Source organism: Bacteroides sp. OM05-12 (genome assembly GCF_003438995.1).
Lineage (GTDB): Bacteria > Bacteroidota > Bacteroidia > Bacteroidales > Bacteroidaceae > Bacteroides.
Genome location: NZ_QSUN01000010.1, coordinates 83,975 through 108,843 on the forward strand (window position 1 = coordinate 83,975; position 24,869 = coordinate 108,843).

A 24,869-nucleotide genomic window follows, 5' to 3' on the forward strand; every position below is an offset into this window, starting at 1 on the left:
CCTTTATTATAAACCAAATCTTAAAGTTAGTGTAAATTGGCGTGCATTAGGCATAGCCACACCACCCGAACGTAAGAACTCAGGATCTTGTCCATTCAATTTCTTATCTGCATAAATCAAGAACGGATTTGTAACCTGTGCTTTCAACTGAAGAGATTTAAATTTCGCTTTCGAAATCCAATCCTGAGGGAAATCATAAGATAATGAAATTTCTTTCATTCTAATGAAATCACCTTTCGCAACTCGCTCTGTAGAGAAATTATAGGCATTATAAGCTATCTTCAAATTACTATCTGCACTTTGTTGATAAGCACTTAAAATTGTAGGAATAGATGTCAGGTCTTCATCACCTGCAGTACGCCAACGGTTCTTAAACTCACGAGGCATTGCGTCCAAATCGGAATAAGAAGACTTAAATGCACTATTCAGACGAATTACATTACCAAATTGATATGTAATGAAAACATTTAATTTCCAATTCTTATACTGGAAAGAGTTATTCATACCACCGGAATAAGGAGGATCTACAGAACCTTCATATTTCAAATGTCCCAACTTATCACTTTCTTGAAAATCAATATCACCATTGGTAAGTTCCCCATCTTCATTAATATAAGTCGGGATACCATTTTCATCCAATCCTTTAAACTGCAATGAATATAGACCTCTTACATGCTTTCCTAACAAAGCATAACCTGATTCTGAAACTAAATCTATAACACGAGGTTTAGAATCTAATTTTGTAATCTCATTATGATTATAAGAGAAAGTTATATCCGTATTCCATTTGAAATCTTTTAAAACAATCGGTTTAAAATTCAAAGTAAATTCAACACCTCTTGATTTCATATCGGCATAATTTGCATATTTAGCTTTCTGACCACCTGTACCACCGGTATAAATCACACCGATCAAATCAAAACTTTTACGCCAATAAGCATCCAAACTTAAACTAATACGATTGTTCAATACACCAAAATCAAAACCGACATTACCTTCATATTGCTTTTCCCATGTTAAATCCTTATTCTGCAATTCACTAATATAAATATACGGTTCCTTTTCATTCTGATAAGGTCTATAAGTTGTACCTGACTTATAAACAGTCAAAGCATTTGTTACAGGTCCCATACTTGCAACCAATCCATAGGTTCCACGGAAACTCAATCTGGATATCCAATCAATATCACGCATAAACTCTTCTTCACTTGCGTTCCAAGAACCACTGACATTCCAAGTCGGCAACCATCTTGAACTCTTTGATTGACCCATTTTATTAGAACCATCATAACGTCCGGTAGCGTTTACTGTGTATTTTCCCTGATATGAATAACTTGCCGTACCAAAGAAAGCAACGAAACGGTCCCAACTTTCTCCATATGAATAATAATTAAATCCTCCTTCCAAGATTTGACGAATTATTCGATAATCTACGTATGGTTCACCACTATCATAATCATATCCGTAACCATTATAAGAATCTTCTTCACGATTGGTATGTCTTACTTCCGCACCACCTAAAATATTAACGATATGTTTGTCATTAAATGAGTCATTATAATTGGCAGTTCCTCTAAAATAATAATTCAAAACAGAATTGGAAGATGAATTTAAAAATCCACCTTTAGGAAGAACGACTTCAGCCCATCCATTAGGATCATCCGGATCACGGAATAAGAATTTATTTCCATCACGAATAATTGCATCGTCATCTGCACGATAAGCATTAGCCATATTGGAATTATTCATGATTTTATGACGATTCACCGATTTTGCATAACGGAAAGAACCGATTGCATTAAAATCTAACTTCTTTATCGGCTTCCAGTTTAACTCCAACTGCGCCTTCATATCCATCACATTAATATCCATATAATTATTCTCCAACTCATTTTTAATATTGAACGGAGCATAATTCATACGATAGTATTCATTCGGATCCAAAGCACGGCTACTATTCAGAGCATAGCTGAAAGGGTTAATATCAAAATCACGATTTACTTCACCATTTACAACATCAACCGTTCTATCTAATGTACCAGGAGCTTTCTGGTTACGATAAGATGCGTTAGTTAAGAACGATAAAGAAAAGTTCTTAGTAAGGTCAAACGATGAGTTAAAATTTGCTGTATAACGTTCTACTTTATCTGCAACAGACCAACCCGGATCATTAAAATAACTCAATGAAGCATAATAACGAGAGCGATCCGTACCTCCGGAAAGAGAAACTGAATGATTCTGTGTCCATGAATTTCTAAATAATTCATCAAACCAGTTTGTATTTCTCATTTCTGCATCCCGCAAATATAATGCTCGATCGTGAGCTGTATTAGGAAGTCCAAAACCTCCATTAGTTTCATTATACTGATTAATAAGATCATACATCTTATAATATACACCACCATTAGAAATACGTGCCATCGCAGCATTATTTAACCAACCGGAATTTTCCATTTGTCTGTAAACGTCCATCTGTTCCTGAGAATTCATAATATTATATTCTCCGTATGACGGTTTAAAACGAGTAGAAAATTCACCTACATAATTGATAGAAGCAGAACCTGTACGGCCTTTACGAGTTGTAATAACAACAACTCCATTCATCGCTCTTGCACCATAAAGTGCAGTAGCAGAAGCATCTTTCAAAATCTGAAAATCTTCAATATCATCAGAGTTCAATCCCGCAACAGCAGAACTAATTAAAGTCTTAGCATCACCCGAAGATAAATCATCCGCACTTACATTTACTAAATCTTCCAAAACGACACCATCAACTACCCACAAAGGACGTTGGTCACCATATATAGAACTTGCACCACGAACACGCATTTTAGGAGCGGCGCCAAAAGTACCGGAAACAGATTGAACAGATACACCGGCAACTTTACCTTGCAACATCTGGCTAACATCTGTTACACCATCAATTTTTGCATCTTTACCTTTGATCTTTTCAGCGGCACCCGTAAACAAACGGCGGTCAATCTTTTGATAACCTGTTACCACAACCTCATCCAATTCCTGAGCATCAGATTTTAGTATAACCTTAACAGAGCCAGCTTTTGCTGCAATTTCCTGAGTTTTCATTCCAATATAAGAAACGACCAATGTCTTTGCCCCCGAAGGCACACTCAATTGAAACTTACCATCAATATCAGTGACTGTACCGATAGAGGTATTCCCTTTAACCGTGATAGATGCCCCAATAACTGGTTCATTATCTTCCGCCGAAATTACCACACCATTCACTTTTATCTGCTGTGCATAAGCCACAGACGAGATAAAGAAGAATAGTAGGAATATACGTAAATAATTCTTCATAAATACTCTCGATTTATTTTAATGAATTTATAAAAATTAAAATTACAATGTTGAATAGATAACTTTATTACTTTACAAGTTTTAAATGATTTCACTAAATCTTTTTCTGTTTATCGGGAACAGTTCTTAAAGCAGCTACAAACCCGGGCATTCTTATACCCATGTTGAAAGAAACGTAGTTTGAGGTAGAGGTTAATTTTTTCATACGCATACACAATTTTAATAAAAACAAGAAATATCATTTACTCTCTAATATCTCATTCTTTATACACCCTTAATCGGGATATCTATCAAAATTTCGCTATACAAAAGTACCAAATTACGGTTCGTTTTTCATCATGTAAACTTATAAAACAATATTGCTACATTTTGATATGCCACAAAGATATATAATTTTATCGAAAAGAAAAGATTATTTGGATATTTTTTGTTGATGAACGTAAAGATAGGTAATAATATGAAAGTAGAAACAATATAAAACCTCTATATCACAAATATAGAACCTATATATTGAATAGTTGGCACTATTGTGTTAAAAAGACATATAATTAGTAGGTAAAATTTCAAAAAACAAAATAAAATACTTTCTTTTTGTTTAGTTGCATTTTGATTTGGTTTATTTTCCACCTTATTATATATAGCAACCCAATACAAGAATAAAAAAAGGGAATTACCTTCAGGCAACTCCCTTTTTTCGTATATAAAATTACTTAGAATTACAATTTCGGACCAGCAGCTACTAACTTCTTACCAGCTTCGTTACCTTCAAACTTAGCAAAGTTCTTAATGAAACGAGCAGCAAGATCTTTTGCTTTTTCATCCCATTGACAAGCGCACTCATAAGTATCACGAGGATCAAGAATCTTCGGATCAACTCCCGGTAATGTAGTCGGAACAACAAAGTCAAAGAAAGGAATAACCTTAGTAGGAGCTTTATCAATTGAACCATCTAGGATAGCATCGATAATACCACGGGTATCACGAATAGAGATACGTTTGCCGCTACCGTTCCAACCTGTATTTACCAAATATGCCTTAGCACCTGATTTCTCCATCTTCTTCACTAATTCCTCAGCATATTTAGTCGGGTGCAATGACAAGAATGCAGCACCGAAACAAGCAGAGAATGTCGGAGTCGGCTCAGTAATACCACGTTCTGTACCAGCCAATTTAGCTGTAAAACCAGATAAGAAGTAATATTTAGCTTGCTCTGAATTCAAGATAGATACAGGAGGCAATACACCGAAAGCATCAGCTGACAAGAAAATAACTTGTTGTGCAGCCGGGCCTTTAGATACCGGTTTAACGATATTCTCAATGTGATAGATAGGATAAGAAACACGAGTATTTTCCGTAGTGCTCTTATCTGCAAAATCAATCTTACCGTTAGCATCAACCGTTACATTTTCAAGCAAAGCATCACGACGAATAGCTTTGTAAATATCAGGTTCGCTATCCTTATCCAAATTGATAACTTTAGCATAGCATCCACCTTCATAGTTGAATACACCTTCATCGTCCCAACCGTGTTCGTCGTCACCAATCAATTTACGTTTTGGATCTGTAGACAAAGTTGTTTTACCAGTACCTGACAAACCGAAGAAGATAGCAGTGCTAGTCTCTTCCATGTTAGTATTAGCAGAACAGTGCATAGAAGCTATACCACGCAGTGGATTCAAGTAGTTCATGATAGAGAACATACCTTTCTTCATTTCACCACCATACCAAGTATTCAAAATAACTTGTTCGTTTGTTCTTAAGTTGAATACTGTAGCTGTTTCTGAATTCAAACCTAACTCTTTATAGTTGTCAACTTTTGCTTTAGAAGCATTGAATGAAACGAAATCAGGTTCGCCATAATTAGCTAATTCTTCAGCAGTCGGACGAATGAACATGTTTGTTACGAAGTGTGCTTGCCAAGCCACTTCCATGATGAAACGTACTTTCAAACGAGTAGCAGGATTTGCGCCACAGAAAGTATCAACAACAAATAAACGCTTTCCTGATAATTCTTTTACTGCTTTAGACTTCAAATCAGCCCAAGCTTCTTCAGAACAAGGTTTATTATCATTTTTGTATTCGTCAGATGTCCACCATACAGTCTTTTCGCTGGCTTCATTCTTAACGAAGAATTTATCTTTAGGAGAACGACCTGTATAAATACCAGTCATTACATTTACAGCACCTAGTTCAGTAACCTGACCTTTTTCATAACCTTCCAAACTTGGTTTGGTTTCTTCTGCAAAAAGTACGTCATAAGAAGGATTGTGAACAATCTCTTTTACATCGGTAATACCGTACTTGCTAAGATCTAAATTTGCCATTTTGTTTTAAATTTAAATTTGGGTATACTAATTTTATAATCTCTTTCACCGTTAAATTATATGCTTTACAACATCCTCTTGTAAATCGACTACAAAAGTAATACTTTATTTTTAAACAAGTCACATATTAAAGAAATTTTTCTTTAATTGCTTATACTTTTATACTTAGGTAACAAAAATGCAACTTTAACATTACACTTTTGAAATTTATTCTTTATTTTGCAAGCGAAACAGTAACCAAAACCGTTTTCTTTAAACATTAAACTCATGAAAATTATCAATTTAAATGAAAGTAATTCTATCCTGAACCAATATGTTTCTGAGATCAGAAATATTGAAGTACAAGGTGATCGCCTAAGATTCAGACGGAACATAGAACGTATAGGCGAAGTGATGGCATATGAAATAAGCAAGACACTGACTTACTCGCCCAAGAACATTCAAACGCCATTGGGAATAGCTTCCGTCAACACTCCCGATAATAATTTGGTAATCAGCACTATCCTCCGTGCCGGACTTCCCTTCCATCAGGGATTCTTAAATTATTTCGATTATGCAGAGAATGCTTTTGTATCGGCTTACCGTAAATATAAAGACACATTAAAATTCGATATACATATTGAATATATAGCTTCTCCAAGAATTGACGGCAAAACACTCATCATCACCGATCCGATGTTGGCCACCGGAAGTTCGATGGAACTAAGTTACCAAGCAATGCTGACTAAAGGACATCCACGAGAAATACATGTGGCTTCTATCATCGCAAGCCAGAAAGCTGTGGAACATATTAAACAAATATTTCCGGAAGACAGAACAACCATTTGGTGTGCAGCAATAGATCCGGAGATCAATGAGCATTCTTATATTGTTCCCGGACTGGGTGATGCCGGAGATCTTGCTTTCGGAGAGAAAGAATAAGGAAAACGGAAAGGACAATTAAATAAATCACCAAGTAAGAGTTTGGTTCATCCGATATTTGTAGGGGATACGCATAGGTATCCCTTTTTTACATACTCTCAGACCAATAATCACCCATAAGCTTCATCCTTCAGTTTGCCAATTTCATACTGATAATTAACAAGTTAGGCTGAAAGACAGGATCATTCAGCGAGTTCACTTAACACTTGCGTCGGCTGAATGTTTTCCCTAAAGAAAGTTCAGGATAACGCACTGATAATCAAACATAAATTCGCAGACTGAAAGATTGAAGGTTATTTGAGCGAATTTGTTTTTTATACTGTTTTCACCTGCAAACACCTTGATGTTTTTTAAAAGCATCGGGTTGTTTTCAAAAAACATAAGGACGTTTGAAGACAAAGATACGGTCGATTGTTCACAAACTCCTATCGTTTACAGACAATCGACCGTATGTTGAAAAGCAGGTGTTACTAACCAATAAGAGCTACCTTCACCTATACAAATAGATAAAGATAGCTCTCAATAATATAAATACTTCCCAAAGTGATTACTATTTCACTTCCCAAGTGTCATTTGTCATCAACAACTCTGCAAAATTATGGTATTTCTTTTTAGAAGAAACTTCTTCTATCTGCTCTACCAATGCATCATTATATGTCGGAGCCTCCACATCACGAATTACTCCTAAAGCAATCGGGAAATCAGGACCTTCCATTAAAGCCAATTTCAGCTGCAAAGTATTATCCATACAATGAGCATCATGAATGAGAATATCCTTCTCGGTTATTCCGTTTTCACCCAACTTCACAACTTTCAAACCAAAGCCTTCCTGGGCAAGACCAAATTCTTTGTTTTCTCCAAATAACATTGGTTTACCGTGCTCCAAATAAATCGCATTTTTCATACGTCCTTCTTTCGTAGCGACAGATTCATGCGTACCATCATTGAAGATAACACAATTCTGAAGTACTTCCACAACAGAAGTACCCTTATGGTTAGCTGCCGCTTTCAGCACTTCCACAGAAGCCGGACCATCCACAGCCACACAACGAGCAAAGAAACGTCCGCGTGCGCCGAAGGTTAATTCCGCCGGTCTAAATGGATCTTCCACCGTACCATAAGGAGAAGATTTACTAACAAAGCCACGCGCTGAAGTCGGAGAATATTGTCCTTTTGTCAAGCCATAGATTCGATTATTCAGCATCACTATGTTCAAATCGATGTTACGACGAACAGCATGAATAAAATGATTTCCACCAATAGCCAAACCATCTCCATCACCTGAAATTTGCCAAATAGTCAACTCCGGATTGGCTACTTTAACTCCCGTAGCAATGGCAGCCGCACGACCATGAATTGTATGCATACCGTATGTATTCATATAATAAGGTAAACGTGACGAACATCCGATACCGGAAATAACGGCTATTTCATGAGGAGGTATATTCAATTCGGCCAAAGCTTTATGAAATGAATTCAGAAAAGCGTGGTCGCCACATCCCGGACACCAGCGTGGTAATCCTGCTTTATAATCTGCTGCTGTATATTTAGTTTCGCTCATGTCTATTCCTCCAATAATTTAGTGAATGCTTTTACAAGTTCTTCTGTCACAAAAGGCTGTCCCTTTACCTGATTATATTGATGAACCATAATTCCCGGTAATTTCATGCGCAAATAATTGGCAAACTGCCCCATATTCTGCTCTGCAACAACAATCCTTTTGTACTTACGCAATACCTCTTCTGTATTCTTAGGCAACGGATTGATAAATTCAAAATGTGCCAAAGCAGCTTTTTTGCCTTCTTCATTCATTTGTTCAACAGCAGAATAAAGATGTCCGTATGTACCACCGAAACCAACAACCAAAAGATCTGCATCCGGATTGCCCTGAACTTCAAGAGCCGGAATACAATCAGCTATTTTATCGATTTTAGCCTGACGAAGCTGCGTCATTAAATGATGGTTATTCGGGTCCGTTGAAATAGCACCCGTTTCATTACTTTTTTCCAAGCCACCAATACGATGCATAAATCCTTCAGTCCCCGGCAATGCCCAATAACGCACCCCTGTTTCTTCATTCCGCAAGAAAGGAGTCCATTTCCCTGCCATATCCGATGTAACGTATGGAGGTTTGATTTCCGGATATTCACTCAAATCCGGTAATCTCCAAGCTGCCGAACCATTTGCGATAAATGCATCTGTCAATAAAACCACCGGAGTCATATGCTCCAACGCTATTTTTGCAGCCATAAATGCAGCATCAAAGCAATTAGTAGGGGAAGTAGCAGCGATTACCGGCATAGGGCTCTCGCCATTGCGTCCGAAAAGGACTTGCAACAAGTCCGTTTGTTCCGATTTGGTAGGCAGACCGGTAGAAGGTCCTCCACGTTGCACATCAACAATAACAAGCGGAAGTTCTGTTATCACAGCTAAGTTCATCGCTTCACTTTTCAAACAGATACCCGGCCCGGAAGTCGTTGTCACGGCTAAGTCCCCGGCAAATGCAGCTCCGATAGCCGAAGCACACCCTGCTATTTCATCTTCACACTGAACCGTCTTAACGCCTAGAGATTTATGCTTTGACAATTCATGAAGAATATCCGTTGCCGGAGTAATAGGATAAGAACCTAAATACAATTCCATTCCAGCTTTCCCTGCTGCAGCGATTAAGCCATAAGCTGTGGCTTTATTTCCATTAATGTCAGTATATAATCCTTTTGCTTTCGGAGCTTTACTTTCTATCTTAAAGGTAAGGGAAGTGGAAGCATGTGTATTAGCACCATAATTATAGCCATCATTCAACACCTTTACGTTTGCATCGGCGATAAGTGGTTTCTTAGCAAATTTCTCACGGAGCATTTTCTCTGCAATCGCAATATCACGATTAAACAGCCAGCATACCAAACCCAACGCGAACATATTTTTGCAACGTACCGCTGCTTTATTGTCAAGTCCAAAATCTTTTAGACTTTCCTTACACATAGAAGAAATAGGCACCTCAATCACCTCATTCTTAATGCCTAGTTCAGAGAAGGGATTCTCTAATGTAAAAAGAGCTTTCTCCAAATCCTTCTTACCAAAAGAATCCGTATCTATAATAATAACAGACTGCGGTTTACAGAATTTATATTGTGTTTTTAACGCTGCCGGATTCATGGCAACTAATACATCGCATTTATCACCGGGAGTAAACACTTTATCCGCGCCGACATGCACTTGAAAACCTGATACTCCGGTTAGTGAACCTTGTGGGGCACGAATATCCGCCGGATAATCGGGGAATGTACTGATATCATTGCCCACTGTAGCTGATACATTCGAGAAAATGTTCCCTGCCAACTGCATTCCGTCACCAGAATCTCCCGAAAAGCGGACAACAACCTCTTTCAGCTCTTTAACCATCATTCCATCTGTCATAACTTTGCTATTTTAAATTAAGATTAACCATTCCATACTATCGGTTTGCATAAATATTTTACGCAGTTATACATAATAACCCTACCGATGTATTTTAACTGACTTGCGGTTGCAAATGTCGGAAAGTTAAATGAAATTGCAAAATCTTTTTGCATTAAAATACCATCATATAACAAAATCGGCAAATAAAAATACGGATTGTTTTTATTATAAGAATAAATATACAAAACTAATATTCCGCATCCATCGAGTCCATCATATTGTTATCATTATCGGGACGTTTAGTAGATTTATTACCTTTCGCACGCATATTTCCAAAACTATGTGTAAGCGTTAAGCCAAATTGTCTGCCACCCCTCCAATTCTTAGAATCCTGTTCAAAACCGGCACCTGAGGTAATTGTATGCCATTTGCGAGAGTTCAAAATATCGCGTGCATTGATACTCACACTAATCTTTTTATTCAAGAAAGATTTTCTTAGCCCTGCATCCAACGAATAGTTAGCTTCCCTGTGTCCTTGTGCCACCACCTGACGAGAATTGTAATTTCCTGTTACTTGCAAAGAAATAGCATAAGGAAGTATTACATTCGCAATCATACGTGCATTCCATGAAAAGTCTTCTTCCGGTTTTCCGATAACCGGTTCTTTTGCATCGGCCGGTTGATAAGTAAACCCATCAAGTTTAGAATAATAAAGATTAACAGTAGTGGTTAAATCAAGGAAAGTAAATAACTTGTTTTTCCCTACAAGTTCCAAACCTGCCGAACGGGTCTTTGCAATATTCTCATAAGTAGTCTTCATCACATTCCCATCCAAGAAACGGATTCGTTGAATTACATCATCCGTCGTTCGATAATACCCTGATAAAGAGAGCATATGATTTTCCCAGTTCTTAATATAATTTACTTCGAATGCATTGGAATATTGTGGAGATAGATGTGGATTTCCAAAAGAGATATTAGCAGAATCCGTTATGTTCATGAAAGAGTTGAGTTGACCACCCCATGGACGGGAGATGCGTCTTGTATAATTTGCCTGTATTTCATTACCTTTAGGCAATGCATAAGAAAGAAAAACACTAGGAAAAAGGCTGAAATAATCATTCTTATATGGTTCTACATTACCTTCCGATTGACCAAACGCTAAAGATTTTGTATTTATACGAGAGTATTCTCCACGCAAGCCAACCTGAAAACCCAATTTTTCTATCTTACCGGAATAAGTAGCATATAGAGCATGGATATCCTGATCGTACATGAAACGATTGAATAATGCCTCATCTTCCTCCCAAATAGCTACTGCATTTTGTTTTGAAAATGTTTCTACAGGGCTATTTTCTCTTGAGAAGGTTCCTTTATATCCCGTTTCAAGTTTATTATTATCATTAAAAGAATTTACATAATCGAGTTGTGCTTCCCAATTATGGTTACGAATATTATTTGTTTGCCGTTGAAAAGAAGAAGTTTCTACGCCCGTTGCATATTGAGACGTTTGTATATAATTTGTCTCATTATTCATCCCCCAATTATTGTAAGAAACCGTAAAATCAATATTGCTATTCTTAGAAAAATCATGTTTATAACCAAGCTCCACATTCCCCCCGTTCATATCATTATCCGCATCAGAAAAACGTCGACTCGTTTGATAAGATCCCGGCACATTACTAAGATAATCTATTGTATTTTTATTCGTTCTATTTCCAAACATACCGAAGCCATTCAATGTAAAATGGTCATCTTTCGTTAAGTGATAAGTTAATCCTAGACGAGCAAATAAATTCCCGCCACTACCGTCACTTGATGATTTTTGATTCAGATAAGTAGTATCATTAGGATTAATATTCAGACGGTTGGTGTACCCTCCTCCATCTCTCTTACGTTCCCGGTAACCCAAATTAGCATACGCATCCAATTTACTACTACTATAATTAATATTTGCACTGGCATTATAACCACCTTTCGTGTCAACTCCGGCTTGTACACTACCATAATAACCAGCCTTACGGTCTTGCTTTAAAACAATATTAATGATACCCGCCGTACCTTCCGGGCTATACTTAGCTGAAGGATTGGTTATTACTTCAATCTTTTCAATGCTTTCAGCCGGCATCTGCTCCAGAATTTGTGCACGATTATCAGCAGACAGTCCCGAAGCTTTCCCGTTAATCCATACAGTCACATTAGAACTTCCCCGCAAAGAAACCTCACCTTCGTTATCCACTTCCACAGAAGGGATATTAGTCAACACATCACTGGCTGAACCTCCGGTAGAAGCTATATTCTGGTCAACATTGAAAACTTTCTTATCTATCTCGAATTTCATCTGGGCTTTCTGACCGACTACTTGAATTTCACCAAGCACCTGACTATCCTCTGATAAAGGAATCATCCGTAAGTTCACGTTTTTATTGGAGGATGTAATCACAAATTCTTTCAGAAAAGGCTTATAGCCAATATATGAGATGGTCATTTCATAAGTTCCGTCAGCTAAATTCCCTACGACAAACGCTCCCATTTGATCCGTAACTGTACCTTTTACCAATTCATCAGAGCCTTTTTTCCTGACACTTACGTTCACATACTCTAATGCCTCTTTTGACTTCGAATCAATAACTTTACCTTTTACACCTCCGGATAAATCGGGTTCAGCACTCACATACACACACAATAATCCCAAGACAATACCTATTAAAAACCTTTTCATATCAAGACGTTCTATTTCTTTATTGGCATATGACTTTCTTTCTCATCAAAGGTTTAATCCGTTTTCTTTATTTAACATAAAACAAAACAAGGAAAATTTAATTATCCATATTGCGATATTCATAAAAAGGGCTACCTTTGCAAAAGATTCAGTTGGTCTTGTAGTTCAATGGATAGAACAAAAGTTTCCTAAACTTTAGATCCGGGTTCGATTCCCGGCGGGACTACAAAAAAGTACCTTCACCACAACACATTGACATTCAACCACAAGAGCATAAAACGTGAAAAGGGAAAGCAAATAAAAGTAATTCCATTTAATGCAAAACAGCTCTAATATTTTCATAAGGGATATAACATTTTCAAAATCACCTTGATGATTAAAAAACATTAGGACGATTGACAACAAAGATACGGTCAATTATTCACAAACTCCTATCGTTTGCAATCAATCGACCGTATGCTAAAAAGGATAAATATTCACGTTATTAACCACCGCATTACCAAAAATAAAAGGATTACTACATCACGCAGTAATCCTTTTTATCTTAGTTAGTTATTCATAAATTTGAGAGAATTGAAACTTCACAGCTTCGAGTGTTTTAATTAAGCATACTAACTATATTTATTAAGCAAATGAAAATGTCATAATTTTAAGAACGCTTTATTTTCATAGAGTCAACTACACGACTAATAAACTTATCATTCATATTACCAGTAAAGTTAATCACAACAAACTTATTATTATCATTAACCAACATTACCAACTCTACGATTTCATTTTTCCTCTTACGAACCATAATCCTATAATTTTCAGAATTACCATCATAAGAACCAAATATCTTGAAACGTTCTGAATTCTTATCTAAGATGCCTAATGCTTCCTTAAAATACTTCGCACCTTCTACCTCGGATGTCAGCATTTGCATACTTTTTAAATTCGATATCATATCCAACAGATCGTTATTCTCCTCAACCACATCTATCTTCAACACTTCTTGCATCATTTTCGGACTAACACTGACACAAATCAAATGGGCATCCGGTTCGCGTTTATCCAAGAAACGAGTTACAAAATCCTGTGCAGACACTGCCAAGGATATGAACATTATCCAGCCTGTTAATAGAACTCTTTTCATCATTCATCAATCCCACCTGCATTTTCCATACGCGATAAGCTATCGGCAATATGCTGTTGCGACTGAGATTTATTAATACCTTCGGATACCATCTTCAATGCAGATGATATTTGCTCATAAGCCACCTGCGGATCATCATATGTATCCTTGTATGTTTCGTAATTATAATCTAAATTATCTTCACCGTTGAACGAACGTTGAGCAAACGTACCCAAAGAAAGAACAACGACTACCACAGCTGCTGCTTTAAACAACGGCATAAACCGACTCACCAAAGTCAGACGACGTGCTTTTACAACAGGCTTCTCTATCTTAACCAGAATCTTTGCATCAAAGTCTTCACCCAGCCCTACTTCTTTCTGAACCTGCTCATAAGCGAACAAGCTCTTATATTGAAGCAAATGGACAGGAATGTCTTCCTGACGGAAAAAGGCTTGCAATATCTGCTCTTCTTCTAAAGAAGTCTCGCATTGCCAATAACGTTCCAAAAGCTGTTCTATATACTTATAATCCATATTCATCTATCTCTGTAAACTGTTGCCTAATCTTTTGCCTCGCCCTGAAAAGGTTCACTTTTACCTGATCCTCTGTCAGTTGCATGACTTCTGCTATTTCCTTATAGCTTTTCCCTTCCATATCCCTCAACTGCATAACCGTGCGTTGTTTTTCAGGCAAATGATTAACCAATTGGTGAATGATATTCATTCGTTCTTCACTCACCAATTGGTCATAAGGGTTAGAGCCTGCGTCCGGAGTTTCACGCGTTTCGGGAGTGAGTTCTACGTTTTGGGCTTCTTTGAGCTGACTTCTGTCAATCGCCAAATTTCTTGTTATCGTCAGACAATAAGCCTCAATCGATTCAAACTGTGTCCATTCCTCCCGCTTGTTCCAGACTCGAATCATCGTTTCCTGCACTACATCCTCCGCTTCAGCGCTATCCAGTGTTATCCGGAGAGCCAACCGATAAAGTTTATCTTTTAATGGCAGAATGTCATTTCGGAAACTGATTTCTTGCATCTCTATAATAATGACGGGCTGGTAACACAAAAGTTACACCCGGAATGATATTTTTTCGATTTATTTTTTTATAACCGTACCTGTGCCTGTATTAATAGCTGAAGCTGAAGTTATTACGACTCGATATACTCCGGCATCTATTGCAGAAAAAGAGTTCTCCAGTTTAGGAATCATACCGCCTTGTATCGTTCCGTCCGCCACATAAGCATCAAAATCGGCACGGGTAAGTTGCGGGATAACACTGTTATCATCATTTTCATCACGAAGGACTCCTTTCTTCTCAAAACAATAAACCAGCGTTACATCAAAAAAACCGGCAAGTGCTTTGGCTACTTCCCCGGCAATGGTATCGGCATTGGTGTTCAACAAATGCCCCTCACCGTCATGGGTAAGGGGAGCGAGCACGGGCACTACACCTCTATAAAGAAGGTAGGAAAACAATGCGGCATTGACTTGATTCACATCGCCCACGTAACCGTAATCTACGTCTTTAACAGGACGTTTTACGGAACGGATAATGTTCATATCGACTCCGGTAAGCCCCAAAGCATTGATACCGCGGGCTTGCAGACCGGCTACGATATTTTTATTGACCAGCCCGCCATAAACCATCGTAACTACTTTCAGCATTTCGGCATCGGTAACACGCCTGCCGTTCACCATTTTACTCTCAACACCAAGTGAAGTTGCAATTTTTGTTGCCGAACGACCACCACCGTGTATTAAGACTTTACGTCCTTCGATGGCTGCAAAATCATCTAAAAATCGGTTGAGCGAATCTTCTTCTTCAACGATCTTTCCGCCTACTTTGATTAGCGTTAATTTCGGAAGTATACTTTCACTTTTCTCGTCCATCGTTATCTATCTCCTAATTATTCCAAATAAGTATATCCGTATAGTCCGGAACGATAATTGGAGAGGAATTCTTTGCCTTCCTCTACGGATATTTTGCCTTCCTTAACGGATTTTGTCACCCAAGTTTCGAGCGTACGCACGAGCTTTTTCGGACTATATTGTACATAGTCGAGCACTTCCGCCACGGTTTCACCGTCGATGATCTGCTCGATGGAGTAGCCTTTTTCACTCACGGAAACATGCACGGCATTGGTATCACCGAATAGGTTGTGCATATCCCCCAATATCTCCTGATAAGCGCCCACAAGGAATACACCTATATAATAAGGTTCGCGATTCTTGAGGGAGTGTACGGGCAGATAGTGTGACACGTTGCGGGTGGAAATGAAATTGGCAATCTTCCCGTCGGAGTCACAGGTGATATCCTGAAGTGTTGCCGAGCGATCCGGTTTTTCATCCAGCCGGTGGATAGGCATGATGGGGAATATCTGATCGATGGCCCAAGAGTCCGGCAAGGACTGGAAGAGTGAAAAGTTGCAGAAGTACTTGTCGGCAAGCAGTTTGCTCAACTGACGGAATTCGTCGGGAGCATGCTTCAAGCCGGAAGCTATCTGATGGATTTCGCGGGTGATGGACCAATACAGACGTTCGATCTGCGCACGTGTCTTCAAGTCCACAATTCCGTGGCTGAAGAGGTCGAGCGCTTCTTCGCGTATCTGCTGGGCGTCATGCCAAGCCTCCAGCATCCGGTTCTGATTCAACTTATCCCATATCTCGTAGAGCTCCCGCACCAGTTCATGGTCATTTTCGGATACTTCAATATCGTCATCCCACTCCGGTAGGGTGGTAGTCTCCAGCACCTCGAAGATGAGTACGGAATGGTGCGCCGTAAGCGAGCGTCCGCTTTCGGTGATGATGTTCGGATGTGGAATACCGTTCTTGTCGCTCACATCCACCAGCGTGGAGATGGAGTCATTCACGTACTCCTGAATGGAATAGTTGACACTGCTTTCGCTGTTTGACGAGCGGGTGCCGTCATAGTCCACTCCAAGTCCGCCGCCTATATCCACGAACTCCACATTGAAGCCCATGCCGTGCAGCTGTACGTAGAACTGGGAAGCCTCACGCAATGCCGTCTTGATGCGGCGTATCTTTGTCACCTGACTGCCGATATGGAAATGGATCAGCTTCAGGCACTCTTTCATGTCTTTCTTTTCGAGGAAATCGAGCGCTTCGAGCAACTCGCTGGATGTCAAGCCGAACTTGCTGGCGTCTCCCCCGCTCTCTTCCCATTTGCCACTTCCGGAGGAAGCGAGCTTGATGCGTATCCCAATATTGGGGCGTACACCGAGTTGTTTGGAGATTTGCGCGATAAGCTTCAGCTCATTCAGTTTTTCTACAACGAGGAAGATACGTTTGCCCATCTTTTGTGCCAACAGGGCAAGCTCAATGTAGCTTTCGTCCTTGTATCCGTTGCAGATAATCAGGGAATCGGAATCCGTGTTCACGGCAATCACGGCATGCAGTTCCGGTTTGGAGCCGGCTTCAAGACCGAGATTGAATTTCTTTCCGTGACCGATAATCTCCTCGACCACAGGGCGCATCTGATTCACTTTAATCGGGTAGATGATAAAGTTTTGGGCTTTATAGCCGTACTCTTCCGATGCCTGTTCAAAGCATTTGGCTATCTTTTCGATGCGGTTGTCCAAAATATCGGGGAAGCGAAGCAACATCGGAGCTGCCACGTCACGCAACTGCAACTCGTCTACCAATTCTTTCAAATCCACCTCTACACCGTCTTTGCGGGGTTTGACAACTACGTGCCCGTTCTCATTGATACCAAAGTAAGAAGTGCCCCAGCCGGTGATGTTGTAAAGCTCTTCTGAATCTTCAATACGCCATTTTCTCATTTCCGTATGATCCTGTTTTTAAGTGAAAAATATTAGTTTGGCAAAAATACGTAATAATCTATAGTTTACAACCTTAATATCCGTTATTTTTAGAAATACGGCGGAAAGTACCGCAAATATTTTATCTTTGCCGCAAAAAATCACCATTTACATTCATTTCAAAACAACAGAGATATGGAATTTCAAAGTGCGAACTTTCAGTATGAACGGGAGATGCCTTGGGAACCTGCCGGCGAAGGCGTGACACGTCAGATTATGGGTTATAATGACAACATGATGATGGTAAAGGTCAAGTTTGAAAAAGGAGCGGCAGGCACTCCGCACACACATCCTCACACACAAACGACCTATGTAGCAAGTGGCGTGTTTGAATTTACCACGGACGGTGAAACCCGCATCGTCCGCGCCGGAGACGGTGTTTATATGAAACCCGGAGCAGAGCATGGATGTGTTTGTCTCGAGGCAGGAATTTTAATAGATACGTTCAGTCCCATACGTCAAGATTTCTTGAAGAAATAAGACGTTTTTACGACCGTTTCGCAAGCCGGGAATCTGCAAGGATTTCGAGCCCGCGATTTTTATTTTTGGCAGGAAAAAAAATTTTCCCGCGAAGATAAAAATTATCGTCCCGATGATAATTATTCTACTCCCGACGATAATAATTATCATCGCCATCTAAATAATTATCATCGGGACGAAAATTCGCCCCCTCTACAGGGTACTGTAGGGCACTTTTTAGAGCTGTTTTTTACTTTCGAGGAGAGATGCCCGTGTAGGAGGTACAGGCAGGGGATAATAATAAAATACCCCTTTCACGCATGGGCGAAAAAGGGGGAAACGATGGGAAACGACTGTCAGGATAAATAACTACCGCTTCATTCACACTCCGAGCCGTTCACGGAAGCGGCGCACCGTTTCTGCTATTTGTTCTCTAGTCTCCAGCTCATCGGCAGGAACTACATATTCGGCGCGTATATAATAAGGTAGGCGAACTTCCAGCGCATTCCGTATAAAGTCCATCAGCTCCTCGTCGGATTTGTCGCGAAGCAGGGGGCGTGATTGCTTGGCGGCTTTCAGCCGGCGGAGAAGGGTGTCTTGGCTGGCATTCAGGAAAACCGTAGAACCGTGCTCGCACATGAAGTCCATATTGTCGAAGAAGCAGGGCGTGCCGCCGCCGGTAGAGATAATGACGTCCTCAAATTCCGCCACCTCATGGAGCATCTGCCGTTCCAACTCGCGGAAACCGTCCTCGCCCCGCTCGGCAAACACTTCGCTTACCGTTTTATGAAACCTCCCCTCTATATGCCAGTCCAAGTCGATGAAAGACAGATTCATTTCTCTCGCCAACGCTTTTCCCAGCGTCGTCTTACCTGCCCCCATGTATCCGATCAGAAAAATACGTGTCATTATCACAACGTTTATTAAGTTAACGCGTACAAATGTAGATGTTTTTTCTTGTAGTTTCCTTACTTTTTCGTTATTTTGCAAGAGATTTAGGTGCAATCCCTTTTAAATTGTCTTATATGCAACTATTGGAATTCAGTTTACAGCTCCCGATAACCGATCCCACATGGATATTCTTCCTTGTGCTCATCATTATTCTGTTTGCTCCGATGGTGTTGGGGCGTTTGCACATCCCGCATATCATCGGCATGATTCTTGCCGGAGTTGTCGTAGGGCAATACGGATTCAATATCCTGGAGCGCGACAGCAGTTTCGAGCTGTTCGGAAAAGTGGGGCTCTACTACATCATGTTCCTTGCCGGCTTGGAGATGGATATGGAAGATTTCAAGAAGAACCGGGTCAAAGCGCTCGTTTTCGGTCTTTTCACCTTCCTTATCCCGATGATTCTCGGCGTATGGAGCAGCATGAGCCTGCTGGATTACGGAATGACCACCTCTGTGCTCCTCGCCAGTATGTATGCCTCGCACACATTGATAGCCTACCCCATCGTAAGTCGCTACGGCCTGTCGCGCCTGCGGAGTGTGAGCATCACCATCGGCGGAACGGCTATCACGGTAGCCCTGGCGCTTTTGATACTCGCCGTCATCGGAGGCATGTACAAAGGAGACGTCAACGGCTTGTACTGGGTGTTCCTGCTGCTGAAAGTAATCTTTCTGGGATTCCTCATCATTTTCTTCTTTCCCCGCATCGGCCGCTGGTTCTTCCGGAAATATGAAGACAGCGTGATGCAGTTTGTCTTTGTGCTCGCGATGGTGTTTCTCGGTAGCGGATTGATGGAGTTTGTGGGGATGGAAGGTATCCTCGGTGCATTCCTCGCCGGATTGGTGCTGAACCGCCTCGTGCCGCACGTGTCCCCCCTGATGAACCGTTTGGAATTTGTCGGCAACGCCCTGTTCATCCCTTACTTCCTGATCGGAGTCGGTATGATTATTGATGTCCGCAGTCTCTTCACAGGTGGAGAAGCGCTGAAAGTGGCGGTAGTAATGACCGTCATGGCAACCGCCAGCAAATGGATTGCCGCATGGATTACCCAAAAGATCTACCACATGAAACCCGAAGAGCGCAACATGATGTTCGGGTTGAGTAATGCACAGGCAGCCGCCACCCTTGCCGCCGTCCTTATCGGGCACGACATCATCATGGAAAACGGCGAGCGGCTGCTCAACGACGATGTGCTGAACGGCACCGTAGTCATGATTCTCTTTACCTGTATCATCAGCTCCTTTGCCACCGAACGCGCCGCCCGCCGCATCGCCGTCAAAGAGGAAATACTGCTGAACAAGGACGAATCGAAAGAAAAAGAACAGCTCTTGATACCGGTTGCCAACCCGGAGACTATCGACGAACTGGTGAACCTCGCACTCGTTATCAAAGACCCGCGCCAGAAAAACGAATTGATCGCGCTCAATGTCATCAACGACAATAACAAATCCGAAACGAAAGAATTGCAAGGCAAGCGCAACTTGGAGCGAACGGCAATGGTAGCCGCTGCCGCCGATGTGCCGGTACGTACCGTAAGCCGTTACGACCTCAATATTGCTTCCGGCATCATCCATACGATGAAAGAATATCAGGTGACGGATGTCATTATCGGTCTGCACCGCAAAGCCAATATCGTAGACTCCTTCTTCGGTTCGCTGACCGAGAACTTATTGAAAGGTACGCACAGGCAAATTATGATTGCCAAGTTCCTGATGCCTGTCAACACCCTTCGCCGGGTCATCATCGCCGTGCCGCCGAAAGCGGAGTACGAGCCGGGATTTCACAAGTGGGTGGAACATTTTTGCCGCATGGGTAGCCAACTCGGTTGCCGTGTGCACTTCTTCGCCACTACGGAAACCTTACGGCAGCTCGAAGCCATCGTCCGTAAGAAGTACGACGGAACGCCTACCGAGTTCTCCGTCCTTGAGGAGTGGGACGATCTGTTAATGCTCACGGCACAGGTAAACTACGACCACCTGCTGGTCATCATCAGCGCCCGTCCGGGAGGAATTTCCTATACACCCGCATTTGAGAAACTGGCATCGCAAATCAGCAAGTACTTCTCCAACAATAGTCTGCTGATACTCTACCCCGACCAGTACGGTGATCCGGAAGAGATTGTTTCCTTCTCCGATCCGCGCGGGCACAACGAATCTCAGCACTACGATGATATCGGCAAGTGGATTTATAAATGGTTTAAGAAGTAAAGGATGGAAAACTGGCAGCAAAGAACAGAACTCCTTCTGGGAGCAGAAAAAGTAGACCGACTCCATACGGCACATATCCTCGTTGTGGGTTTAGGTGGCGTAGGCGCTTACGCAGCGGAAATGCTCTGCCGCGCAGGTGTCGGCAAAATGACCATCGTAGACGCCGACACGGTGCAGCCCACCAACATCAACCGTCAGCTTCCCGCCCTGCACTCCACCATCGGGCAGTCCAAAGCGGAGATACTTGCCGAACGTTTCCGGGATATCAACCCCAAGATCAAATTAAACGTTATGCCCGTCTACCTGAAAGACGAGAATATCCCCGAATTACTGGACTCGGCACATTTTGATTTCATCGTGGATGCAATCGATACCATCAGCCCCAAATGCTACCTTATATATAATGCGTGCACGCGAGGCATCAAAATAATTTCCAGCATGGGCGCCGGTGCAAAAACGGACATCACGAAAATCCGTTTTGCCGACTTATGGGAAACCTACCATTGCGGACTGAGCAAAGCCGTCAGGAAACGCCTGCAAAAAATGGGTATGAGGCATAAGCTACCCGTCGTATTCAGCACCGAGCAAGCCAATCCCCACGCCATTCTACTCACGGAAGATGAACAGAACAAGAAGTCCACAGCCGGCACGGTAAGTTATATGCCCGCCGTCTTCGGGTGCTATCTGGCGGAATACGTAATCAGAAAATTATAAAATAATGATAAAACTAGAAGGAATCACGAAAAGTTTCGGCGAGCTGCAAGTATTGAAAGGCATCGACCTCGAAATAAACAAAGGCGAAGTTATCAGTATCGTAGGCCCGAGCGGTGCCGGCAAAACCACACTCCTGCAAATTATGGGCACACTGGACCAGCCGGACACCGGGCGCATTTTCCTCAACACCGTTGAAGTAAGCCGCATGAAAGAGAAAGAACTTTCCGCTTTCCGCAACAAACATATCGGGTTCGTCTTCCAGTTTCATCAGTTACTGCCGGAATTTACCGCATTGGAGAACGTTATGATCCCGGCTTTTATCGCCGGAACTCCTGTTAGTAAAGCTACGAAGCAAGCCAAAGAAATCCTGCACTTCATGGGTCTTTCCGATCGCTCCGAACACAAGCCCAACGAACTGTCCGGTGGAGAAAAACAACGCGTCGCCGTAGCTCGCGCGCTAATTAACAATCCGGCCGTCATTCTTGCCGATGAACCATCCGGCAGCCTCGACACGCACAATAAAGAAGAGCTTCACCAACTATTCTTTGATTTGCGCGACAAACTTGGTCAAACCTTTGTTATCGTCACCCACGATGAAGGTCTGGCCGCTCTTACAGACAGGACTATCCACATGGTGGACGGGAAAATAAATTAGCGGGCAAACACCAGTTTGATCGGTTTTCTTTTACTAAATCATGATTTAGGATAAACTACAAACCTTAAAAATAAAAAAAGTCTTTCCCAACTTATATATTTGCGAATATCATCTTTACTTAAAAGCAAATAAAAGATTATGAAAAGACATGCACTCATCCGGATTACAATATTATTTCTAATATTTATCTCCGGGATTTCTTTATATGCCAATGAAAACTTCGCAGACTCCATCCGGCTAGGTCACTCTGATGAATCATACGATAAATATGATAAGTTGAGCAATCCGGATAAAGATCTGAGTTTAAAACGCGCTGCCGCCATCCACATTCCCGCATCAAAGATGAAGCTTTATAAAGGCAACAGTATCACCGCCATCAGATTCGCCCTGGCTCCGAATATATTCTTTACAGAACTGAATATCTTCGTTACGAAAGATTTAAATCAGCCATATACCTATCAACAGACGGTTAGCGCAAGACAGAAGACGGGTTGGAATAGTATTCAGCTGGATACTCCATATAAAATAAACACTGACGAAGGAATCTATATCGGATATGAATATAAATCAAGTAATAACCTTGTAGGTAAATTAACCTCAACAGAAGATACCTCCATGGACTGGGTATATAAAGATGGCTCATGGATTCCTTCATCCGATATTCATGATCACGCGTTAGCTATACAAGGTATAGTTAAAGGAGATCAGTTACCCCGGTACAACATTACCTTACAGCAAACCAAACTCCCCGCTTTCGTAAAGTTAGGTGAAAACGCGACGATTTCCGGAACATTCACTAACGTAGCGACAGCAACACTTCATAATTTCAAAGTAAATTACCGGATAGATGGAGGTGAGTGGATTTCGGAGAAAATAGAGAATGTAACGATTCCGTATGAAGCTTCATACAATTTTAAAACAGACCATCTGACTTTTCCAAAAGAAGGAGAATACATCGTGGAAGTCTCCATCAGCGACCTTAACGGTGAGGTCGATATTGATCCGACAGACAACATTTCACAACCTTATACTATTGGATGTGTAGCATCCCTAACCGAACGAAATGTTTTAATGGAAGTTTATTCAACAGAATTATGTTCTAATTGTCCCAAAGGTCATGAACACATTAAGAGTATCGTCAATGGAAACAATCGTGTCATCATGATGGGTCACCATGCCGGATATGGATATGATCCATATACACACCCGGCAAGTACAGAGTATGCAAGTTTCTATGACGTCAGAAGTGCGCCAACTCTAATGATCGACCGAACACAACCCAACCAATATGCTCCCCAATTAAGCGCTACCAACCCTTCATTTAGTGCAGGTAGTTTAACTACGGAACTACTGAACGAATTCCTGGATTTACCAGCTTTCGTCAGCCTTAATTTAACTACCGAATATAACGAAGAAAGTAGGGAAGCCACTATACATATAGACGGGAAACGACTTTTACCTTTATCCGGCACCGACAATCGGCTGTTTATTTATCTGACAGAAGACAATATACATACAACAAAACAAGACGGTTCAGGTGGCAGTTTCTACCACCAGCATACGCTCCGCCAAGTCTTAACAGATACATGGGGGGAAGCTATAGATGCGGACAACTTCTCAAAAGATTACCAAGTAACCATCGACGGCACATGGAGTTGTGATGACATGCACGTTATAGCTTCCGTTGGCAACTATGATAGCGACAATATCACCAACTGCATCATTTATAATTCCGCACAAGTGAAGCTCACCAAGCGCGAATCGGATATTAACAGTAAATCATTGGATCAGATTTCTGTCAAAACTACCGATGGAACCATCTACATTTCAGGAGAATATAATGGATTCCGGTTATACAATCTGGCAGGAAAATGCTTGATGCAACGTTCTGAATCACAACCGGAAATATCAATAAAGCATTTGCCCGAAGGCATCTATTTACTATATCTACAAGAAAAAGATGGGTGTAAGATATTTAAAATCATTTTATCAGAATAAAAGGAGCTAAGCTAAATCCTGAAATAGTGCTGTCCACAAACACGGATTTCTCTTTTTATGCATATTTTAAATTATACTTTTTCTACCTTCACCTTATCACGCTCCGGATATAAATCATTAGTGAATAGCCAATTAGAGTGAAGGCACTATTTTTTAGTTGAGAATTGAGAGTTAAAGCTCCTCCTACAAGTGTATCGTCCTGTTTTTGGTTGACTGGTTAAACTTAATAATCCTACTATAGGTTGTCT

18 protein-coding genes, 1 tRNA gene and 1 pseudogene are annotated in these 24,869 nt (G+C 41.0%); 7 read left to right on the top strand and 13 right to left on the bottom strand.

The genetic code is table 11. From position 1 onward, the window contains the following. Positions 1-6 precede the first annotated feature (6 nt). Both DXB63_RS10050 and pckA read right to left on the bottom strand, forming a co-directional pair. On the bottom strand, positions 7-3,318 hold the full coding sequence (locus tag DXB63_RS10050) for a SusC/RagA family TonB-linked outer membrane protein (RefSeq protein WP_122126283.1): 3,312 nt from the start codon (positions 3,316-3,318) through the stop codon (positions 7-9). Between the two features lie 716 nt (positions 3,319-4,034). Further along, positions 4,035-5,642 carry a phosphoenolpyruvate carboxykinase (ATP) gene (gene pckA, locus DXB63_RS10055; protein ID WP_122126284.1) on the bottom strand — a complete coding sequence of 536 codons (1,608 nt, stop codon included), beginning with the start codon at positions 5,640-5,642 and terminating at the stop codon, positions 4,035-4,037. 267 nt (positions 5,643-5,909) lie between these two features. On the opposite strand from pckA, the gene upp reads away from it, so the two are divergent. After that, positions 5,910-6,563: a uracil phosphoribosyltransferase gene (gene upp, locus DXB63_RS10060; protein WP_122126285.1), complete on the top strand. Its 654-nt coding sequence runs from the start codon at positions 5,910-5,912 to the stop codon at positions 6,561-6,563. A gap of 550 nt (positions 6,564-7,113) precedes the next feature. On the opposite strand, the gene DXB63_RS10065 is transcribed toward upp, so the two are convergent. The 5 genes and pseudogenes from DXB63_RS10065 to DXB63_RS18415 all read right to left on the bottom strand — a co-directional run. Next, positions 7,114-8,124, bottom strand: coding sequence for a 2-oxoacid:ferredoxin oxidoreductase subunit beta (locus DXB63_RS10065; RefSeq protein ID WP_122126286.1), 1,011 nt, complete (start codon positions 8,122-8,124; stop codon positions 7,114-7,116). 2 nt (positions 8,125-8,126) lie between these two features. Beyond that, on the bottom strand, positions 8,127-9,980 hold the full coding sequence (locus DXB63_RS10070) for a 2-oxoacid:acceptor oxidoreductase subunit alpha (protein ID WP_122126287.1): 1,854 nt from the start codon (positions 9,978-9,980) through the stop codon (positions 8,127-8,129). A 229-nt stretch (positions 9,981-10,209) separates the two neighbouring features. Next, positions 10,210-11,688, bottom strand: a complete 1,479-nt coding sequence (locus DXB63_RS18405) for an outer membrane beta-barrel family protein (protein ID WP_369869600.1) — start codon at positions 11,686-11,688, stop codon at positions 10,210-10,212. A gap of 134 nt (positions 11,689-11,822) precedes the next feature. Further along, positions 11,823-11,969, bottom strand: coding sequence for a hypothetical protein (locus DXB63_RS18410; protein WP_369869601.1), 147 nt, complete (start codon positions 11,967-11,969; stop codon positions 11,823-11,825). Positions 11,970-12,021: 52 nt separating this feature from the next. After that, positions 12,022-12,684, bottom strand: a pseudogene (locus DXB63_RS18415) (carboxypeptidase-like regulatory domain-containing protein); the annotation flags it as partial. Between the two features lie 154 nt (positions 12,685-12,838). Between DXB63_RS18415 and DXB63_RS10085 the strand changes: the two are divergent. Next, positions 12,839-12,910 (top strand) — tRNA-Arg (locus tag DXB63_RS10085). Between the two features lie 423 nt (positions 12,911-13,333). Here DXB63_RS10085 and DXB63_RS10090 read toward each other — a convergent pair. The 5 genes from DXB63_RS10090 to speA are packed head-to-tail and all read right to left on the bottom strand — an operon-like array spanning position 13,334 to position 17,601. After that, the gene (locus DXB63_RS10090; RefSeq protein WP_233522842.1) at positions 13,334-13,789 is read right to left on the bottom strand and encodes a DUF4252 domain-containing protein; all 456 of its coding nucleotides are present in this window, start codon (positions 13,787-13,789) and stop codon (positions 13,334-13,336) included. Positions 13,790-13,818: 29 nt separating this feature from the next. Next, on the bottom strand, positions 13,819-14,334 hold the full coding sequence (locus tag DXB63_RS10095) for a hypothetical protein (RefSeq protein ID WP_122126303.1): 516 nt from the start codon (positions 14,332-14,334) through the stop codon (positions 13,819-13,821). After that, positions 14,324-14,836: an RNA polymerase sigma factor gene (locus DXB63_RS10100; RefSeq protein ID WP_122126290.1), complete on the bottom strand. Its 513-nt coding sequence runs from the start codon at positions 14,834-14,836 to the stop codon at positions 14,324-14,326. Before DXB63_RS10100 ends, DXB63_RS10095 begins: the two co-directional genes overlap by 11 nt. A gap of 60 nt (positions 14,837-14,896) precedes the next feature. Then, the gene (gene argB / locus DXB63_RS10105; protein ID WP_122126304.1) at positions 14,897-15,670 is read right to left on the bottom strand and encodes an acetylglutamate kinase; all 774 of its coding nucleotides are present in this window, start codon (positions 15,668-15,670) and stop codon (positions 14,897-14,899) included. A gap of 38 nt (positions 15,671-15,708) precedes the next feature. Continuing rightward, the gene (gene speA / locus DXB63_RS10110; protein ID WP_122126291.1) at positions 15,709-17,601 is read right to left on the bottom strand and encodes a biosynthetic arginine decarboxylase; all 1,893 of its coding nucleotides are present in this window, start codon (positions 17,599-17,601) and stop codon (positions 15,709-15,711) included. A gap of 174 nt (positions 17,602-17,775) precedes the next feature. Here speA and DXB63_RS10115 point away from each other — a divergent pair, with 174 nt between their 5' ends. Then, the gene (locus DXB63_RS10115) at positions 17,776-18,120 is read left to right on the top strand and encodes a cupin domain-containing protein (protein WP_122126292.1); all 345 of its coding nucleotides are present in this window, start codon (positions 17,776-17,778) and stop codon (positions 18,118-18,120) included. 360 nt (positions 18,121-18,480) lie between these two features. On the opposite strand, the gene DXB63_RS10120 is transcribed toward DXB63_RS10115, so the two are convergent. After that, entirely contained in the window at positions 18,481-19,008 is a 528-nt protein-coding gene (locus tag DXB63_RS10120; RefSeq protein WP_122126293.1) for a shikimate kinase, read from the bottom strand. A gap of 116 nt (positions 19,009-19,124) precedes the next feature. On the opposite strand from DXB63_RS10120, the gene DXB63_RS10125 reads away from it, so the two are divergent. The 4 genes from DXB63_RS10125 (at position 19,125) to DXB63_RS10140 (ending at position 24,621) form a co-directional block, all read left to right on the top strand. Beyond that, positions 19,125-21,254 (top strand): cation:proton antiporter, encoded by a 2,130-nt coding sequence (locus DXB63_RS10125; RefSeq protein WP_122126305.1) that lies wholly within the window; start codon positions 19,125-19,127, stop codon positions 21,252-21,254. A gap of 3 nt (positions 21,255-21,257) precedes the next feature. Further along, a complete protein-coding gene (locus DXB63_RS10130) occupies positions 21,258-21,968 on the top strand; it encodes a ThiF family adenylyltransferase (RefSeq protein ID WP_122126294.1) in 711 nt (236 codons plus the stop codon). Positions 21,969-21,972: 4 nt separating this feature from the next. Then, positions 21,973-22,623, top strand: coding sequence for an ABC transporter ATP-binding protein (locus DXB63_RS10135; RefSeq protein ID WP_122126295.1), 651 nt, complete (start codon positions 21,973-21,975; stop codon positions 22,621-22,623). 138 nt (positions 22,624-22,761) lie between these two features. Beyond that, positions 22,762-24,621 carry an Omp28-related outer membrane protein gene (locus tag DXB63_RS10140; RefSeq protein WP_122126296.1) on the top strand — a complete coding sequence of 620 codons (1,860 nt, stop codon included), beginning with the start codon at positions 22,762-22,764 and terminating at the stop codon, positions 24,619-24,621. Positions 24,622-24,869: the final 248 nt, after the last annotated feature.

Coding starts and splice junctions, on each gene's coding strand:
- DXB63_RS10050 (WP_122126283.1), bottom strand. CDS start 3,318: ATGAAGAATTATTTACGTATATTCCTACTATTCTTCTTTATCTCGTCT.
- pckA (WP_122126284.1), bottom strand. CDS start 5,642: ATGGCAAATTTAGATCTTAGCAAGTACGGTATTACCGATGTAAAAGAG.
- upp (WP_122126285.1), top strand. CDS start 5,910: ATGAAAATTATCAATTTAAATGAAAGTAATTCTATCCTGAACCAATAT.
- DXB63_RS10065 (WP_122126286.1), bottom strand. CDS start 8,124: ATGAGCGAAACTAAATATACAGCAGCAGATTATAAAGCAGGATTACCA.
- DXB63_RS10070 (WP_122126287.1), bottom strand. CDS start 9,980: ATGACAGATGGAATGATGGTTAAAGAGCTGAAAGAGGTTGTTGTCCGC.
- DXB63_RS18405 (WP_369869600.1), bottom strand. CDS start 11,688: ATGTTTGGAAATAGAACGAATAAAAATACAATAGATTATCTTAGTAAT.
- DXB63_RS18410 (WP_369869601.1), bottom strand. CDS start 11,969: ATGGTAGTGTACAAGCCGGAGTTGACACGAAAGGTGGTTATAATGCCA.
- DXB63_RS10090 (WP_233522842.1), bottom strand. CDS start 13,789: ATGTTCATATCCTTGGCAGTGTCTGCACAGGATTTTGTAACTCGTTTC.
- DXB63_RS10095 (WP_122126303.1), bottom strand. CDS start 14,334: ATGGATTATAAGTATATAGAACAGCTTTTGGAACGTTATTGGCAATGC.
- DXB63_RS10100 (WP_122126290.1), bottom strand. CDS start 14,836: ATGCAAGAAATCAGTTTCCGAAATGACATTCTGCCATTAAAAGATAAA.
- speA (WP_122126291.1), bottom strand. CDS start 17,601: ATGAGAAAATGGCGTATTGAAGATTCAGAAGAGCTTTACAACATCACC.
- DXB63_RS10115 (WP_122126292.1), top strand. CDS start 17,776: ATGGAATTTCAAAGTGCGAACTTTCAGTATGAACGGGAGATGCCTTGG.
- DXB63_RS10120 (WP_122126293.1), bottom strand. CDS start 19,008: ATGACACGTATTTTTCTGATCGGATACATGGGGGCAGGTAAGACGACG.
- DXB63_RS10125 (WP_122126305.1), top strand. CDS start 19,125: ATGCAACTATTGGAATTCAGTTTACAGCTCCCGATAACCGATCCCACA.
- DXB63_RS10130 (WP_122126294.1), top strand. CDS start 21,258: ATGGAAAACTGGCAGCAAAGAACAGAACTCCTTCTGGGAGCAGAAAAA.
- DXB63_RS10135 (WP_122126295.1), top strand. CDS start 21,973: ATGATAAAACTAGAAGGAATCACGAAAAGTTTCGGCGAGCTGCAAGTA.
- DXB63_RS10140 (WP_122126296.1), top strand. CDS start 22,762: ATGAAAAGACATGCACTCATCCGGATTACAATATTATTTCTAATATTT.